At 43.9% G+C, this 16,865-nt stretch carries 12 protein-coding genes; 2 read left to right on the top strand and 10 right to left on the bottom strand.

Annotation, left to right across the window (positions count from 1 at the left end):
* Window position 1: 1 nt before the first annotated feature.
* From AC1DOV_RS00400 to AC1DOV_RS00390, 3 genes are read right to left on the bottom strand one after another with little or no spacing between them, the layout of a single operon-like run.
* Complete coding sequence (locus AC1DOV_RS00400) at window positions 2–1,342, bottom strand: ABC transporter substrate-binding protein (RefSeq protein WP_339206163.1); 1,341 nt, start codon at window positions 1,340–1,342, stop codon at window positions 2–4.
* A gap of 58 nt (window positions 1,343–1,400) precedes the next feature.
* On the bottom strand, window positions 1,401–2,282 hold the full coding sequence (locus tag AC1DOV_RS00395; protein ID WP_076268609.1) for a carbohydrate ABC transporter permease: 882 nt from the start codon (window positions 2,280–2,282) through the stop codon (window positions 1,401–1,403).
* Window positions 2,279–3,175, bottom strand: a complete 897-nt coding sequence (locus AC1DOV_RS00390) for a carbohydrate ABC transporter permease (protein WP_076268610.1) — start codon at window positions 3,173–3,175, stop codon at window positions 2,279–2,281. The genes AC1DOV_RS00395 and AC1DOV_RS00390 overlap by 4 nt, the downstream gene beginning before the upstream one ends.
* A gap of 551 nt (window positions 3,176–3,726) precedes the next feature.
* Between AC1DOV_RS00390 and AC1DOV_RS00385 the strand changes: the two genes are divergently transcribed.
* A complete protein-coding gene (locus tag AC1DOV_RS00385; RefSeq protein WP_441881149.1) occupies window positions 3,727–4,269 on the top strand; it encodes an NADPH-dependent FMN reductase in 543 nt (180 codons plus the stop codon).
* Window positions 4,270–4,365: 96 nt separating this feature from the next.
* On the opposite strand, the gene AC1DOV_RS00380 is transcribed toward AC1DOV_RS00385, so the two are convergent.
* The 4 genes from AC1DOV_RS00380 to AC1DOV_RS00365 all read right to left on the bottom strand — a co-directional run bounded on the left by AC1DOV_RS00380 (window position 4,366) and on the right by AC1DOV_RS00365 (window position 8,928).
* Window positions 4,366–5,364, bottom strand: coding sequence for a LacI family DNA-binding transcriptional regulator (locus AC1DOV_RS00380; RefSeq protein WP_339206155.1), 999 nt, complete (start codon window positions 5,362–5,364; stop codon window positions 4,366–4,368).
* Between the two features lie 259 nt (window positions 5,365–5,623).
* Window positions 5,624–7,897, bottom strand: a complete 2,274-nt coding sequence (locus tag AC1DOV_RS00375) for a glycoside hydrolase family 3 C-terminal domain-containing protein (protein ID WP_477548868.1) — start codon at window positions 7,895–7,897, stop codon at window positions 5,624–5,626.
* Between the two features lie 49 nt (window positions 7,898–7,946).
* Complete coding sequence (locus AC1DOV_RS00370) at window positions 7,947–8,192, bottom strand: hypothetical protein (RefSeq protein ID WP_477548867.1); 246 nt, start codon at window positions 8,190–8,192, stop codon at window positions 7,947–7,949.
* A gap of 277 nt (window positions 8,193–8,469) precedes the next feature.
* Window positions 8,470–8,928: a CcdC family protein gene (locus AC1DOV_RS00365; RefSeq protein WP_477548866.1), complete on the bottom strand. Its 459-nt coding sequence runs from the start codon at window positions 8,926–8,928 to the stop codon at window positions 8,470–8,472.
* Between the two features lie 437 nt (window positions 8,929–9,365).
* On the opposite strand from AC1DOV_RS00365, the gene AC1DOV_RS00360 reads away from it, so the two are divergent.
* Window positions 9,366–11,459: a GxGYxYP domain-containing protein gene (locus AC1DOV_RS00360; protein ID WP_477548865.1), complete on the top strand. Its 2,094-nt coding sequence runs from the start codon at window positions 9,366–9,368 to the stop codon at window positions 11,457–11,459.
* 97 nt (window positions 11,460–11,556) lie between these two features.
* On the opposite strand, the gene AC1DOV_RS00355 is transcribed toward AC1DOV_RS00360, so the two are convergent.
* The 3 genes from AC1DOV_RS00355 to AC1DOV_RS00345 are packed head-to-tail and all read right to left on the bottom strand — an operon-like array spanning window position 11,557 to window position 16,801.
* Complete coding sequence (locus AC1DOV_RS00355) at window positions 11,557–12,513, bottom strand: alpha/beta fold hydrolase (protein WP_477548864.1); 957 nt, start codon at window positions 12,511–12,513, stop codon at window positions 11,557–11,559.
* 53 nt (window positions 12,514–12,566) lie between these two features.
* A complete protein-coding gene (locus AC1DOV_RS00350) occupies window positions 12,567–15,455 on the bottom strand; it encodes a sensor histidine kinase (RefSeq protein WP_477548863.1) in 2,889 nt (962 codons plus the stop codon).
* Complete coding sequence (locus AC1DOV_RS00345; protein ID WP_477548862.1) at window positions 15,452–16,801, bottom strand: response regulator transcription factor; 1,350 nt, start codon at window positions 16,799–16,801, stop codon at window positions 15,452–15,454. The genes AC1DOV_RS00350 and AC1DOV_RS00345 overlap by 4 nt, the downstream gene beginning before the upstream one ends.
* Between the last annotated feature and the right edge of the window lie 64 nt (window positions 16,802–16,865).

Raw genomic sequence — 16,865 nt, 5'->3', positions numbered from 1 at the left:
ATTACTTATTCACTCTTGCCAAAAGATCCTTCAGCTTTTGTTCAATGACTGGCAGTACATCCTCAACCTTCTGCTTTCCGTTCTCTACACCTGAAAGTTCATTGATGAACAGCTCATTGATTTGAGAGTAATTGGAAATCAGATGATTGTACGATTCAAAGCCGTATTTATAAGCGCCCTCGAATACTTGCTTAATGCCTGCTGGATCGATGCCTTCAAAGTTGCTGTAATACTTTTCTGCAGCTGCTTGGTTGACCGGAGGATTGCCTCCGCTAAGCTCGATCGATTTCTCCTGAATTTCAGTTGTAACCAAGAACTTAATCCACTCCGCAGCTTCCTTCGGATGTTTCGAATCCTTAAGTACAAATAATGGATCCACGTAAAGCACGCTTCGCACATCGCCTTTTGGACTTACTGGAACCGCAGCAACACCTACTTTAAAGTTGAAATCTGCAGCGGCAGCAAGGCTCCATGAACCAACCACAGACATTGCGATTTTACCCGATAAGAACGGATCACCGAATTGCCCGGATACAGATTGGGAGAATGCTGGCGTTGGTGACACTTTCAAATCATGAATGAGACCATAAAGAGTTTTGTAAGCATCAATCACATCAGGCTTAGTCAGATTGATCTCTGTAGGTTTGCCGCCATTTGTCCATGTATCATCGGAATAAACATTCGCACCGAAGTATTGAGGACGTTGGTCGCGCTCACCAAATCCAAAGTCGACGCCATATTGAGCTTCCTCCAAATTTTCAGAGTCTACGGTCAGCTTCTTCGCATATTCGACCATTTTGTCGAATGTCCAGCTTTTATCCTCGTAATCAGTTGGAGGGTAAGGAAGTCCCGCTTTATCAAAAAGATCCTTGTTGTACAGCATGACGGTCACGTAACTGTTTAACGGAATACCATAGGTTTTACCATCAACCTTGTAGATGTTCATTACATCTTCCGGAATATTGTAGTCCGCTGCTTTGAAGTCTTCAAAATAAGGGGTCATATCCATCAGCATATCTTTGTTGTAATATTCCATAAAACCGCCATAGCCCCAGTGAGAGGTTACGTCCGGTGCATTTTTCGCAGCAATGGACGATTGAAGCTTGGAATCAAACTGTTCATAAGGTGCTTTAGTTACTTTTACTTTGATGTTCGGATGTTTTGCTTCGAACTCAGGAATCAGCTTCTCTACAAACGTTCTGTCCGGCGAGTCAATCGTATAATGCGTGATCGTTACCTGTTTTTCTTTGCCGGAACCCTCGTTTCCGCCGTTTGAGCAAGCGGTTGCAAACATCGATAATGCGAGAATAGCGGTAATGGATAACCATTTCTTGTTCTTCATTCTAATTTCCCCCTTGGTTTTATTAGATTCCATACAAGCAAGTTAAAACGCTTAAAAACTATTTAATGCCTGTAAGTACGATTCCCTCAACGAATCTCTTCTGTGCTACCGCAAACAACACGATAATTGGCAGTACGGAAAGAATCGAAGCGGCCATCAGTAAATTCCAAGGCGCTAAACGAAACTTCGATGACAGCATAGCAGCCATCCCTACTGGAAGCGTGAAGTTCTCCTGCGAATCTAAGTAAAGTACAGGGGTGAGCAGGTCATTCCAACTCCAAATGAATGAAAATATAGCAACCGTAGCGAGTGCCGGTCCTGCTAAAGGCAGCGTAATATTCCAGTACAGTCTGAACTCACTGCAGCCGTCAATCCGGCCGGCGTTATAAAGCTCGTCAGGCAGCGTAGAGAAAAACTGTCGCAATAAAAAAATCATATAAGCTGACCCAAAGAAAGCGGGCAGAATAAGCGGCAATAACGAATCATGCAGTCCAAGATTCATAAATAATAGGAACTGCGGAATCATGATCGCTGGATAAGGAAGCATCAGCGTGCTGAGCACTAGCATGAACATAAGCCCGCTGCCTTTTCCCTTATATCTAGCAAATCCAAAGGCAACGAATGATGAAGACAGCACCGTTCCAATAACTGTGAATATGCCAACAATCAAGCTGTTCTTATATTGCTGCCCGAATTTAATTTCGGTATTGGTAAACAATTCACGGAAATTTTCCCACGCAAACACTTTTGGAATAATTGTTGGGGGAAACATAAGCATTTCTTTCGTCGTCTTCAGGGATGTCGAGAGCATAAACCAAACTGGTGAGAGCATCGTAATTGTTACCGCTAATAAAATAAGAAATCCGACAATTTGCGAAAGCTTTAGCTTTCTTTTGACAATAATTCGCTTTGAGCTCGCGTCATGGGTCACTTCACTCATTTACTGCCCCCTCCTTCGTAGTAAACGTAACGTTTCGACGTCCTCATGATAAAGTAGGTGACAACGAGTACTGCAACGAGAAGGATCCAGGCCATGGTAGACGCGTATCCGTAGCGGAAATTTTTGAACGCATTGATGTAAATGTTGTACACATAAAACCATGTAGAGTAGTTCGGCCCACCACGCGTGATGGTATAGGCCTGTGTAAACACTTGGAAGGATTCAATGACACCGATGATAAGCTGGAACAGAAAAACGGGCGAAATCATTGGAAAGGTTACATTCCAAAATGTTTTCCACCGGCCAGCACCGTCGAGCCTTGCTGCCTCCAGCAGATGAGCCGGCACGCCTTGGAGCCCCGCTAAGAAAATGAGCATGCCTGCACCGAGTCCCCAGAACGACATAATGATGAGCGCCCACAAAGCGTAATTCTCATCCAGGAACCAGTGGATGGGGTCAATTCCGAAAAAAGATAATCCATAGTTGAACAATCCCGCCTGTGGATTAAACACCCAAAACCATAACAAGGCCATGGATACGCCTGAAATCATACTTGGAAAATACATCGCTGTTCGGAAAAAACCGTTAAAAGGAATTTTCTGATTAATCAAGATTGCAAACATAAGTGATAAAAACAACGTAATAGGAACACTAATAAGCGTGTACTTGAGCGTAACCATTATCGAATTATAAAACTGTTCATCCTGAAAGAGCTCTTTGAAATTGTTTAATCCCACGAAAACAGGCGGGTTAATAATATCGTAGTCTGTGAAGCTGTAGTACAATGATGCGCCTACTGGATATAAAGCAAATATGAGAAAACCAATAATCCATGGCGAAATAAATAAATAAAAGTGTTTGTTTTCCCGTCTCTGAAATTTGCTGTTCTTCAGTAAAACCGCCCCCTTCCATTTGGTTTCCTATTCCTTTTGGCCTTAAAAGAAGCAAATTTAAAAAACTCTTAATCGCTCTCTTGTATGTCCCCTTTTTCCCACCATTACTTTGCTTCTGCATTTCTTCGAAATCGCTTTTCAAATCACCTCTTTTTCTCTCTGTTATTGCTTTTCATTCACGAAAGTTAAACCGCTTTAATATTCAACATGAGTTTATACCGACATTCAAAATATGTCAATTAATATTTTTTTTGTTTATTATGGATTATAGATTCCCTTTACTTAGTACAAAAACGTACGATTTCTGTTTTTGTCTTTACTTGTCTCTTATAAGTATCAAACGTAAATTTTGTCGTATATTTTGTTTAAACGTTTAAACTTTATTGTGTGAAAGCGCTATTCAATTATCGGGTTTTATTTTAATATAGGCAGAAGTTATTTGAAAACTCGTGTTTAAATGAGATAATAAATATGAATGCGACTGTTTATCATAATACACGGCAACTCCATATCGAGGGCTTAATATCATAGAAGAAATGAGATGAAGTGGAATGAATAAGGAAATTAAAATCTTGGCTATTTCGGGGAGTCTTCGTCAAAACTCCTCAAATACATCGCTAATGAAGGCTGTCATCGGATTAGCCCCCGCAAACATGGAATTTACTATCTATGGCGGGTTAGGCGACCTTCCGCATTTCAACCCTGACATGGATCTAGATGAAGGACCGGTGCCTGTCAGAGAGCTAAGAGCACTTCTTGAGGAAACGGATGGCGTGCTTATATGTACACCCGAATATGGGAACGGTGTGCCTGGCGTTTTGAAAAACGCGTTGGACTGGCTTGTATCCACAACGGCGTTTATGAATAAACCTACAGCGGTAATTAGTGCCTCACCTACTCCAATGGGCGGGGACAAAGCTCATGCTTCACTTCTGCTTACCCTTAAAATGATTAATGCTGATATTGTTGAGGGCGGGACATTAATTATTCCACATATTACTTTGAAGCTTAATAAAGAAGGCATGATTACCGATTCCCAATTAAAGCAGGAGTTAATAACCGCGCTTCAATCACTTGAGCAGGCTTGCTACTAAACTTAATAGCGACGCAGCCAAAATAAATAGAAAGAGCCCGCGCAATTACTATACAAATAGTAATTGCGCGGGCTCTTTTGCTCATTATTCTTAAACTTAACGCCCTCTAGGCGCTCCCGTCGATTTCCTCACCATTAACTCCGGATCAAACTCCATGATCGTATTTCTTTTTGGAGAATCCTTGATTAGCTTCAGCAAAATATCCACACCCTGCCGCCCAATTTTCTCAAATGGCAAACGGATGGTTGTCAGCGCAGGATGGAATTCTTCCGCATAGATCTGATCATCGAAACCTACGACGGATACATCTTGAGGAATGCGAACCCCTTCGTTTTTGAACGCGTCCATTACGCCTAGGGCCATAAAGTCATCTGCTGCGAATACCGCCGTAGGCAGCTTGCCTGCATCGATCCAGCGCTTGGCAATGGCGTAGCCTGAAGGAATATCAAACGATCCTTGCTCCACTTCAAAAGGCTGCAAACCTGCTTCTTCGAGCGCGAACAGAAACCCTCTCTCACGCTCACGGCTGCTTAGAAACGGATCTGGCCCGCTAATATGAGCGATTTCGGTATGTCCAAGGTCGATGAGATGTTTGGTTGCATCATATCCGCCTTTGAAATTATTAACAATAACAGAAGGAACCGTCGGATTGCGCTGCTGGTTATCAAGGATGACAAAAGGAATTTTCCGCTTCTTCAGCTCCATCACATATATATCTGCATTAATTGGCGAGAGCAAAATAACTCCATCTACACGGTCCTCTTGAAACATCGAACGATCGAATGAATCCTCGTCCCCCTGCGAGATGGAGAGTGCCAGGAAATAGCCCTGCTCTGCCAAGCTATCATTAATTTCTTTGACTACAGCGTCAAGAACAGTATCATGCAATGTCGTCAAAGTTAGACCGATAATACCGGTTTTGCCGCTTGCAAGACTACGGGCTGAGGCGTTCGGATGATAGTCCAGGTCCTTCATGGCCTGCAACACTTTTTCTTTATTTTTCTGGCGCACAGATGTCGACTTATTAAGAACTCGGGATACCGTTACAACCGACAATCCTGACTTCTTGGCAACATCGAATATACTAACCTTCATTGATGAACCGCTCCTGTTAAACGCAATTTACATAAACATAACACATTTACCACTAGATTTCACATAAGTTGAGACTTTATTAGAGTAAATTTATGTTTTATTCCATTGACAGGTCTATATTCTGGTTTTGACCGTAAAAGGCACCTCGCATCCCTGCTCAATTGTGGATCTGCATATAAAAGCTTTGCATTAATTGAATAGAAAAAAAAGAACCGTCACGTGGAAGGACGGTCCTTTTGTAAAATCTATTTTGCTCCTACTATGAATGGTTTAATTGGTGAAGCAAGCCGTTTAGCATTTCATCTGTGAACGCCCCTTGGCTGAAGGACACCAAGCTGCGAAGAGGCATAAATTTCATCATCGCGGCCATCATGTCTGCCATTTCGTTATCCTCAGACATCAAGATTCCCATTCCTGCTTGAACCTGCTGCATAATGCCTTGCACGATTGGACCCTTCTCCGTATCGCTTATTAAGTCACCGAGAAGGCTATTGCGATGATACACAACTTTCAGAGGGACAGTGGATTGAACGCGCAGCGTCTCGCCTAGGACAATATCCTCCGATGAACGCCCAATAAGAACAGCAAAGTCTCCGCTCTCGACATGCCAGTCTTTTAGAGCAACATTGTAATAAGCGAAAGATCGTTTATCCAGCGTAAACGTTATCTTCTTTTGCTCTCCAGGCTGCAGCTCCACCTTGGCAAACCCTTTCAGCTCTTTCTCCGGCCGAATCACGGTGCTCTCGACATCTTGAATGTACAGCTGAACGATTTCTTTGCCGGAGCGTGTTCCTGTGTTCTTAACCGTGACGTGAACATTTACCGTCTCTGTATCATTTATTTCCTTGCTGTCTATCAACAGGTTTGTGTACTCGAATGTTGTATAGCTCAGACCATGCCCAAACGGGAACATCGGCTTAACGCTCTTCGAATCATAGTAGCGATATCCGACAAAAATGCCTTCCCGATATTCCGCATGATCTGCCTCGCCTGGATAAAATAAAAATGATGGATTGTCGCTTAGCTTAGCAGGAAATGTCTCTGCCAGCTTCCCGGATGGATTCGCTTCTCCGAACAGCAGATCAGCAATCGCACCACCAACCGCTTGCCCCCCTAAGTAAGCCTCCAAAATGGCTCCCACCTCGTCAGCCCAAGGCATCTCGATAGCCGAACCATTCATAAGGACAACAACGACGTTGCTTTGCACGCTCGCTACAGCCTTAATCACTTGATTCTGATTACCCGGCATATTTAGATGTTTTCTATCGTACCCCTCAGATTCATAACGGTCGGGAAGACCTGCAAATACAACGGCCACATCGGCTTTGCTAGCGGCCTTCTTCGCTTCTTCCACGAGTGCATCATCACTATTATCGTTATCTAGCGAGTAACCCTCAGCATATACAATGAATGACGAGTCTCCAGCCAGCTGCTTTATTTCCTGCAGCGGATTATCGAGCGCAGTCGGCACGATATGCGAGCTGCCGCCGCCTTGAAATCTAGGCTTTTGAGCGAATGCGCCAATGACCGCCACTTTTTTCCCTTTGCTAAGCGGCAGCAGCTGTTGTTCATTTTTCAAAAGCACCATACATTCACCAGCAACCGTGCGAGCTAGCTGATGATGCTCTCCCACATTGTAGGAGGCGTTCTCTTTTTTCTGATCAACGCTCATAAAGATAATCCGAAGCAGTCTTGCAACAGCTTGATCGAGCAATTCCACGGATAGCCTGCCGCTTTGAACGGCCTCTATTATTTTTTTGTCGCCACTGCCGTTGCTGGAAGGCATTTCTAGCTCAAGCCCCGCTGCAAGCGCATCTACTCGCTCATCTACCGCACCCCAGTCGGAGACAACAAAGCCTTCATGGCCCCATTCTTCCTTCAAAATATCCGTTAACAAAAATTCGTTTTCCGAAGCATACGTTCCGTTTACCTTGTTGTAGGCGCTCATGACCGTCCATGGCTTTCCTTTTTTCACCGCCCCCTCGAAGCTTGCCAAATAAATTTCACGCATCGTCCGCTCGTCGACAACCGCATCGACTGACATCCGGCGGTGTTCTTGATTGTTGAGTGCAAAATGCTTGAGTGAAGTGCCAACACCTTGGCTTTGTACCCCTTGAATATGGCTTGCCGCCATTTCCGAGGATAGGAAAGGATCTTCAGAAAAGTATTCAAAGTTCCGTCCGCATAGCGGCGTCCGCTTGATGTTCGCGCCTGGCCCAAGTAAAACAGCCACATCCTCCGCTTGGCATTCCTCGCCAAGAGCCACCCCTACCTTTCCAACTAATTCACGGTCCCAAGAGCCGGCAAGCCCCGCCGCTGATGGAAAACAGGTAGCAGGAACGCTATCAAAAATACCTACATGGTCAGAAGAACCCTTTTGCTTACGCAGCCCATGAGGTCCATCCGTTACCATTACAGAAGGAATATGAAGTCGTTCAACACCCTTTAGATGCCAGAAATCGAGCCCCGAGCACATACCTGCTTTTTCTTCTAAAGTCATTTGGTCAATAAGCGCTTGAATATCAATTTTCATTTAAAATCCTCCTCTATTATGTTTCTCATTACACCTATGTTTAGACGCCTTAAGCTCTGAATACAGCATTAGGACTCTCATGCCTAGCCGTACTAAATAGAATGCTGCCCGCGATAAATAGGACAATAAATGCAGGATGCTCGCCGAAGTTTTCAAAAAACTGCCCAAACAAGGAGTGTTCCTCGTTATATATCGCTTTGGACAAGCTCAAATCAGCAAAACTAAAAACGATCATGACTGCGACCCACAAGAGCACAAATCCCCAAATAAAGAGACGCATTCCTTTCGATGTCATATCCATACTCCTATTCGAAAAATGTACATTACAGCAAGCGCTTACATTTATTCAAAAAAGATAGAAGCTGCGACTAAACCATTACTTCCAGCATGGTCATGCCTCATTTTCAAATTCCCCCTCATCCCCATTGTTGCATCCCAATACGTTGATTATAAAATGCCAATTCCACAAAATATGGTATAAATTTCAGAAAAATAGTATTTTAATGAGGTGTCGTGAAAAGAGAAAAAAAAGGAGCTCCTTTAAAAGGGCTCCTTGAATGCCAGAATAGCGATTATACTTTTCGTACCGTTTGAAGCTGCATTAATCTCCGAAATTTAATATAAGAAACGACTCGCCATGGGATGACGTAAAAGAACGCTAAAATCATAAACAAAGCAGCCAGCGTTTGAGGTTCGATTGTGGACATGTAATGGTGAAGCTCGAAACGAATGGCAATCACAACGAGAAAAGCGACGATGAATCCCCAGTTCTTCTTAGCGTATATAAGATGATCATCACGAATTTCATAGTTTGTAGTCCATATTAGAGGAATCGAGAGGATAATACCTATAGCCGCAGCAATCAAAAATTCGTAAAATGGCGCATGGACGTTGGAATTAAATATCAACAGCAGGCCCGGCAGCATAAATAGAATAGGGTACAACAGCCTTTTGCCGTCTCCTCGAATGGGGCGGTAAAAGCTCCTTGTTCGTCTCCACAGCACGAGGGCAGCAATGGCAATGACAAACACATAAAATGAACGATTATTTCAACACCGCTTTCTAAAAATTAAATATTGAATTTCCATAATTTATATTATACCTACTCGAATGAAATACCTGCAATACGATTCCTTTGGATATAAAGGGATCACTATGTGAAGTATATGCTGCATGCATATTTTCCGCCAATTATATATATTTAATATATACAATTTCTGAATGCATTACTCATGATTTGGCTATGTAAAAGGGACTATTGTCTATCTCTTTTGCGCTATAATACTTTAGGTCTCGAGTTGTCTTCTGTTAGAACCTTTGTCGAAACGATTGTATTAAACATAAATATATTTAATATATAGTTTAGGTACTGCCGTATGCGCATTAGCGAAGCCGCCTAAGAAGGAGGGAATGGAAAAGGCGCTATGACGATGGTATTACCCAATCAGATGAGACGAGGTGTAAGATCGTGATTCGAAAACTTACTGTCACATGTCTGGCTATCGTATGTACGCTGTCTTTAACGCTTGGCGCTTCAGCACCAGCTGCAGCAACTGCGGAATCCAAATCCGGCAAAAGCTCTATTAGCTGGCCAAACAAGCAAGCGCTTCCATCCTTTGCAACCCCCCAAAAACTAGATGTAGCTGATGTTTATGATGCACCAGGGGACATTAAGCTTCTGCTTGCAACGCTGCAGGGTATCGTTAACCGTGAGGAGCCTCGAATCTATCTGCTGGAAAATCAAGAAGAAGGCAAACTGACCTGGCTAAAAGATTTGAAGGTTCCCTACAATGTGCATGCAGATTACTGGGATATCGTCAAAAAATATAAAAAAGAAGTGAAAGGCATCATTGTTTACGATCCGAAGGTTGCTGATACCGTCAATGTAGCGACTACTCTTGCTGGGTTAAAGGATGCCGTTGTCGCTAGCCCTGCTCTCGCCGCGCAGTTGAAAGCAGCACCATTTAACCTAAAAGTGCTCGATGATTTACAAGGCAAATTCAAAGACCGTTTGGATGCTTACACATGGCAATATGAGAATCTATGGGCCAAATCGACACATCGGATGTTAGTCGGATTAAGCCCTGACACATCCGTTAGAATACCTCCCGGACTCCCTGAATCGTTCAAGACCATTGCAGAAGACACCACGCAGGAGCGCGATGGCAAAAATAAAAATACGTATGAGCTGGATTTGACGGGCAATTTGGGCAAAGAATCCGTATTTCTTCGCTTCGAGGACGCTTTCCCTCAGGATGGCTGGGGATCCGCCGTTCATGAAGTAACCGTGAAGGCAGACGGGCAAACAATCGCGCAGTTTATTCCAGGTACGCCTGAGGAAGAGGCGTTTCTGTACGACCGTCAAAGCTCTCAAGTATCAACAGGTCAAGGAGGACACCGATTCGCAGACAATGGCCGATACTTCGTCTATAAGTTTACGCCGCCTGCAGGTACAAAGCAGTTAACTGCCTCCGTCCTTATGTGGAATCAATTTAAGGTATCGGCAGGCAATATCCAGCCGCCAACCTCAGACCAGAAGGAGCCTTACGGCTACCTCCGTGATTATGCAGTTGCGAACAAAGCAATGGTGTTCTGGCTTGATTCCAACGTGCCGGAACAGAAAGCGCTTTTCGAAAAAATCTTATCAGGCGTCAAGCCAGGCACCCCTTACTTAGGCTGGTTTAATAATGACGTTGAAGGCGAATTCAGCTCCGTAGAAATTACATCCAATTACAGTGTCTACGTGCTTGCGGCCGACTGGTTCAGCAACTTAACGGTTTTCTCGGGTACAAAGGCAAAGACAGTCAAAGCCAAAACGCCTAAGGCGCCTAAGCTTGCAAATAAAATCTACGTCACGTATACCTTCAGCGAGGGCGACAACTTCCAGTACAATCAGCATAGAATGCGTATCCTATGGGATGACCCCGCTCGCGGAAAAGTACCGATCAACTGGACATCAAGCCCGCTTCTTTATGACGGCGCACCCGCTATTCTGAACTATTTCCAAAAGACAGCAACAGAGAATGACCTCATCATTGCTGGTCCTTCTGGGTCAGGATACTTCTACCCGGAAGCATGGCCGGAAGCCACATTCTCTGATTTCCTTAAGCAGTCTTATACGTATATGAAGCAAACAGGAATGACCGTTCCGTATGTGCTGAATCGTGTGAACAGCGAGAATGTTCCGCTCAGCGCATCAAAGGCAGCTGCCTATGAGAAGTTTTACAAGGCAAAAGGACTATTCCTCAGCTGGGAAGATCATTACGGTGTCGAAATCATAAACGGTACACTGCCCGTATCCACGATTCAAGGCATAAGTACCGCACAAGACGGGAAAAACATTTTGGCAGCAGCCAAAGCAAAATGGGATGGCAAATCACCATTATTCGTATCACTCGGGCTGCTCGCATGGAGCATGACACCTTCTGATGTAGTGGCAATAACAGAATCGCTCGGACCGGAATATCAAGCTGTAAGGGCTGACCACTACTTCTCACTTATCCGCGATTACAATAAACTGCCGGCCAAATCGCAGCTAGCGGAGGACGAAGACGAGGATTAGGTTAAAATAATTTAAAGTGTACGTGGCTTTTGTTAAAAGTGGAACCAAAAAAAACTCTGACCATAAGGTCAGAGTTTTTATTTCTATTTCATTCATATTAGTTTAAGAAAAATTGAATCGTACGATCCGACGAACCCGGCAAATGCTCATGCCCAAAGTCCGGATAGATGACTAACTGCTTAGGAGCAGTTATTTTGTTATAAGCTGCAAACTGTGTGGAAGGCGGACAAATGGTATCCATGAGGCCAACAAACATCAATACTTCGCCGCGAATGCGGTTTGCAAGAAATTGAAGATCGATATAACCTAGCTTCTCAAAAATTTCATCCTCGCGCTCATGCAGCGGATCAAAATAACGGAAGAAGGTGCGAAGCTCCTGATACGCGTCCTTCGCCAAATCCATCTCCCACGTGCGTTTATAATCGCAAAGGAATGGGAACACAGGAGCAAGCTTCTTCACTCTCGGTTCAAGCGCCGCACAAGCAATCGTAAGCGCTCCGCCCTGCGAACCGCCAGCTGCATAAACACGTTCTGGATCAACCTCAGGCAAGCCCAGTGCGATGCCCGCCAATTGTGCAGTATCCAAATAGATATGACGGAACAACAGATTGTCCGGATGGTCATCTAATCCCCGAATAATATGACCCTGATGTGTATTTCCCTTCACATTGCCGGAATCCTCAGACTCCCCGCCTTGACCACGGCAATCCATAGCTAGAACGGAGAAGCCTAATGCGGCATAAGCCAGCTTGTCACTCCAATCGCCTGCATTTCCCGTATAGCCATGGAATAATACGACTGCGGGATGCGGCTCTGCAATATGTTTTGGCCGAACATATTTTGCATGGATACGAGCCCCGCGAACGCCCGTAAAGTAGAGATCGAAGCATTCCGCGTTCGGAGTCTGAAATGAGCTTGGAACGAGCTTAATTTGCGGATCTACAGCACGCATCTCAGCGATCGCACGATCCCAATAAGCATCAAAATCAGCAGGGCGAGGATTAATTCCTTGGTACTCTTTTAACTTCTCAAGCGGCATGTCAACTAACGGCATTTACACTCATTCCTCTCAAATATTATATGTTTATGCGACTGTTAACCGGCAGATTACGAATCATCCACCACTGCAGGCGCAATGGGTAGTTTGATTGTTATCGTTGTACCTATAAATTCCTCACTCTTAATATCCAATTCTAATTGCTCGCCATAATAAATGCGCAGCCGCTGATATACATTTACCAAACCTACACCACTGGTACGCTTCATTGTTCCTTTGGTCTGAGCTGGCATCGGCTCAGTCGCCATGCTTAACGAATCTTTTACCTGTCTTAACTCTTCCTCGCTCATGCCTATTCCGTTGTCTGATATAGATAGAATCAACCGGTGGTCTATAAATTCAACACATATGCCAATTTCACCATTACCATAAAGGTCTTCTATGCCGTGCTGAAGTGCATTTTCGATAATTGGCTGCAAAATGAACTTTAAGACCGGCATTCTCATCGTCGACTCTTCCAGCTGCCAATTGACGGTAAACTTGTTTTGGAATCGCAGCTCCTGAATGGTCAAATAATTACGGGTATGCTCAATTTCTTCAGTAAGCGGCACAACTTCGTTGCCGGTATTTATCGTAAACCTAAATATTTTAGCTAAGGAGTTCACCATTGTACTAACCTCAGTCGCACCATATTGCCTCGCTCGCATATTGATGGCTTCCAAAGTGTTATAGAGAAAATGAGGATTAATTTGCTGCTGCAGCATGCCGAGCTCAGCCTTCATCCTAGATGTAACTAATATTTTCTCGCGGATTTGCTTATTAATATTCTCTTCCATCAATTCATGGATCTGCTTGATCATCTGATTAAAGCTTGCGACGAGCTGGCTAATCTCATCTCTCGGATTTGCTCCCTGCTCCAGCTGAATCGGCAACACCTCCTCCTTCTCTACAGCTTGCTTCAGCCTTTCAATCGGCTTGACCAGCATGGACGATACACTCCACATTACCGCCAATATAATTATGATAATCAGGAGAATGAGCAAAATAAAGCGATGAAACATACTGTTGATTTTTAAATACATATCATCAATCGTCATAAAAATAAACGTCGACCAGCCCAAGCTCCCTATCTGACGATGTACAATGACCTGATTGCTGCTTTCCACCTGATCGATTAAGACATCCTCCACCTTCTCCAAATCGCCATTCCACTGATGGGCCGCCGCTTCCCTGAACCCTTGTGAGGACGTATTGGAATAAATAAATTTACCGGAACGATCGAGCATGACGAAGCTCTGTTTGCGATCCGAGGTCACATAGGAGAATGCATCTTCCTTGAGAACAACCTGAAGAAAAGCATCCGTCGACTTCCCCGGGGACGCCGAGGGAACTGACAGCTTCTTAATCAGCATCAAGGACGGATGCCCATAGACATCATCAAGCCCAGTTACCCAAACCATTTGTTCAGGTTGTAAACCCTCCAGCAATTCAGAATCAATTGATGATAGCTTAAATAAAGTCAAATTGTTAAAGAATGCCGACGAGTAACGTGCAACTCCCCCTATATCATATAAGACAAAATAAGAAAGATCACTTAACCCAGGATAGCTTGCCACTGTAAAATCATCAATATTTTCCATATAAGAGTAAGGTGATATCAGGTTCGTCAATCGGCTGTCTGTAGACAACCGATTCGTTAAGTTCTCGTAACGCTCCATTCGATCACGCAGCTCTATAATAAGGTGGTCAGAAGATTCGACTGATAAATCCACTGCTTTGTTAAAGACGTAATTATACATCATGAACAAATGCATGCCGATTGCCATTAACACTGGAATAAGAACGGACGATACGAGCAAAAGCAGTATTTTGCCCCGAATAGACAATCTCGAAAACTTACCTTCGGAGAACTTTTCCTCAGGTATACTCCGAAGATCTAGCTCATTTCCCTTCTTCCATACGATTCTAGCAAGCACTTGGAATGGGTACATAATCATATTGGCAAACTTAAAGGCAATCAGAAGGCTGATCACCAATGTACACATGAAGAAACCAATGTATGCGTTGATATAATTCTGGCTCCATAACGAATCGCTTCTTATCCGTTCGAAGAAAACAATATTTAGCCCGTATGGGGAAACAGGTGTCGCTCTCACTCTATAATTGCCTTCAATGTGCTGCTCCCACTCGTTGAATCCGTTTTCAATTCGATGCACCGCTGTCTCTAGGGCGTCCTCGCTTGGCAAGTTTGACCACAGCGTCTGACGATTCTCATCTAGTACGCTTACGTAGCCGTTCCCTATGCTTTCCGAGGGAAGCTCAGCCGAGAAAATACGTTCATCTAATACAATAACGGACAGCACGTTTAAGTAATTTACACCATTATTAATAATTAAATGCCCTTCTATGTGCTTAAAAAATTGATCGAGTCGCAGCCACGTATCCGCTGAAATCTCAGCCTTCTTTGCTGTGAGGACATCCGTGAACATGCCGACTGGAATGTAAGTCGGCATGCTGTAATACCGGGTAAATGAATCGAGCAAGCCTGCACTTCTTAGCTCATCGATCCACGGAATTTGGCTGCCCGGAATAAACTCTTTGGTAGTGAAAGATTTGCCGAAGTTTTGCTGGTTAATATTTTCCCCGATGAAATAAATTTGATCGACAGAGCCTGGAGGTAAGTGCAGCTGCTCCAGACGAGAATTGAGCTCGCTCCTTTCTATCGCTTCTTCTTCACGCGAACGAAGGCTCAAAAACGAACGTGCGTAATTCGTAAAGTCCAACGATTCAATCTGCAATGCCAAGGAATTCATTTCATTGAGCTTCGATACGATTTGACTCTCAACATGATTGGAAAGATTTTGTTCGGACGACCGCTGAATCTCGGAACCAACATCCCGCGTATTCCAATAACTTATGCCGATTAACGTGCATTCTGAAAGCACTGTCAGCAGAAAGGCAATGACTACGAGTCGGTTACGGTGGTAACGAAATCTCATAATGATGCGTCCTTGTCATCTATGTGATAAGAAGTATTGCGATATTCAATCGGAGATTGCTGTGTATACTTTTTGAAAACCAAAGTAAAATACCTAGGATTCTCGTAGCCTACCATTTCTCCGACCTCATGCACTTTATGGTTGGTTAGTTTTAATAAAGTTTTCGCCTTCTCGATTCGGTACACCGTTAAATAATCAATGTACTTTTGTCCAGTAAGCTCTTTGAACAGAAAGCTCAAATAACTGGCATTCAAATGAACATGTTTGGCGACGTCATCCAATGTGATCGTCCGATCAAAGTTCTCTTCAATAAAAAGTTTTGCTTCTTGTATGAGACGTTTGCCGTTAACCTGCTCGACGTACTTACGCGGGATGGCCTCTTCTTGCATTGATGTTTTTGTTTCAAGGCTATTGCGGTCATCCTTCGTTTGAAACAATAATCTCGCTCCCTGGTACGACAACCGAATATGTTCAGGTTTCGAGATGACCTTTCCAATGGTGTACGACAAATGCGATTTAAATAATCCGCGAAAACGTCTTAAGCCATGAAGTAAACGATCAAGCTGATCGGCCAATTCTCCCGCGCCTTCCCTCAGCGCCAATACGGCACCAGGCTCAGAAACAATTAACGAGCATTGTCCTTCTTGATCCACATAATGATAACCGAGGCCTTTCTCATCCCATAAATCCTGCAGCAGATTGTCCAAGGTAAAGACGATTAAGTTCCAATCCTTGTCGCCAACACCTCTAGGTTTATTCGGATATTCTGAAAAACGAAGCAGACATACCGCATAGTCCCCGTTCTCCTCCAGCATGACTTCAGCCGATGCGCTTTCCAGCTCGATAGCCTCTTCTGTCATCTCGCTTTGCAGAATATCCCTTAAAAACTTCTTTCGCAAATGATTCGCGGACAGCTTTGCCTTCCTCTCAAGCGTGAGCGTTTTAGCTTGCTGCTCTTTCTCTTGGCTAATGAGACGAACCGCTTTCGCCAAAATTTTCTCGTATTCATCGAAATCAAGCGGCTTAAGCAAGTAATCAAGCGCTCCATGTTTCATACACGACTTCGCGTATTCAAAATCATCATAACCCGACAAAATAATAATTTTCGTGTGGGGATACAGAGCGGCCACTTTTTCTACCAACTCCAGCCCATCCATAAGAGGCATCCGAATGTCCGTTACCACGATATCCACCGGTTCATTTATTAAAGACTTTAGAGCAAAAAGTCCATTCTCGCAATCTTCTGATACTTCGATCTGAAGTGCCGAATAGTCAATGCTCCTAAGCCCTTGCCTAATTTCGTATTCATCGTCCACGATCATAAGTTTGTATCGATTGCTAGTCATTCGCAATCCCCCTCTGAGGATAACAATCTACTCCATTATATAATATAAGGGTGGGGAAAATACG

Source organism: Paenibacillus sp. 01T47, assembly GCF_056398245.1.
The sequence above is the reverse complement of the archived record's forward strand: the minus strand, read 5'-3'. Positions and strand labels throughout refer to the sequence as shown.

What these genes read in the sequence shown, in the direction of transcription:
- AC1DOV_RS00400 (WP_339206163.1), bottom strand. Translation starts at nt 1,342, where the DNA reads ATGAAGAACAAGAAATGGTTATCCATTACCGCTATTCTCGCATTATCG.
- AC1DOV_RS00395 (WP_076268609.1), bottom strand. Translation starts at nt 2,282, where the DNA reads ATGAGTGAAGTGACCCATGACGCGAGCTCAAAGCGAATTATTGTCAAA.
- AC1DOV_RS00385 (WP_441881149.1), top strand. Translation starts at nt 3,727, where the DNA reads ATGAATAAGGAAATTAAAATCTTGGCTATTTCGGGGAGTCTTCGTCAA.
- AC1DOV_RS00380 (WP_339206155.1), bottom strand. Translation starts at nt 5,364, where the DNA reads ATGAAGGTTAGTATATTCGATGTTGCCAAGAAGTCAGGATTGTCGGTT.
- AC1DOV_RS00375 (WP_477548868.1), bottom strand. Translation starts at nt 7,897, where the DNA reads ATGAAAATTGATATTCAAGCGCTTATTGACCAAATGACTTTAGAAGAA.
- AC1DOV_RS00370 (WP_477548867.1), bottom strand. Translation starts at nt 8,192, where the DNA reads ATGACATCGAAAGGAATGCGTCTCTTTATTTGGGGATTTGTGCTCTTG.
- AC1DOV_RS00355 (WP_477548864.1), bottom strand. Translation starts at nt 12,513, where the DNA reads ATGCCGTTAGTTGACATGCCGCTTGAGAAGTTAAAAGAGTACCAAGGA.
- AC1DOV_RS00350 (WP_477548863.1), bottom strand. Translation starts at nt 15,455, where the DNA reads ATGAGATTTCGTTACCACCGTAACCGACTCGTAGTCATTGCCTTTCTG.
- AC1DOV_RS00345 (WP_477548862.1), bottom strand. Translation starts at nt 16,801, where the DNA reads ATGACTAGCAATCGATACAAACTTATGATCGTGGACGATGAATACGAA.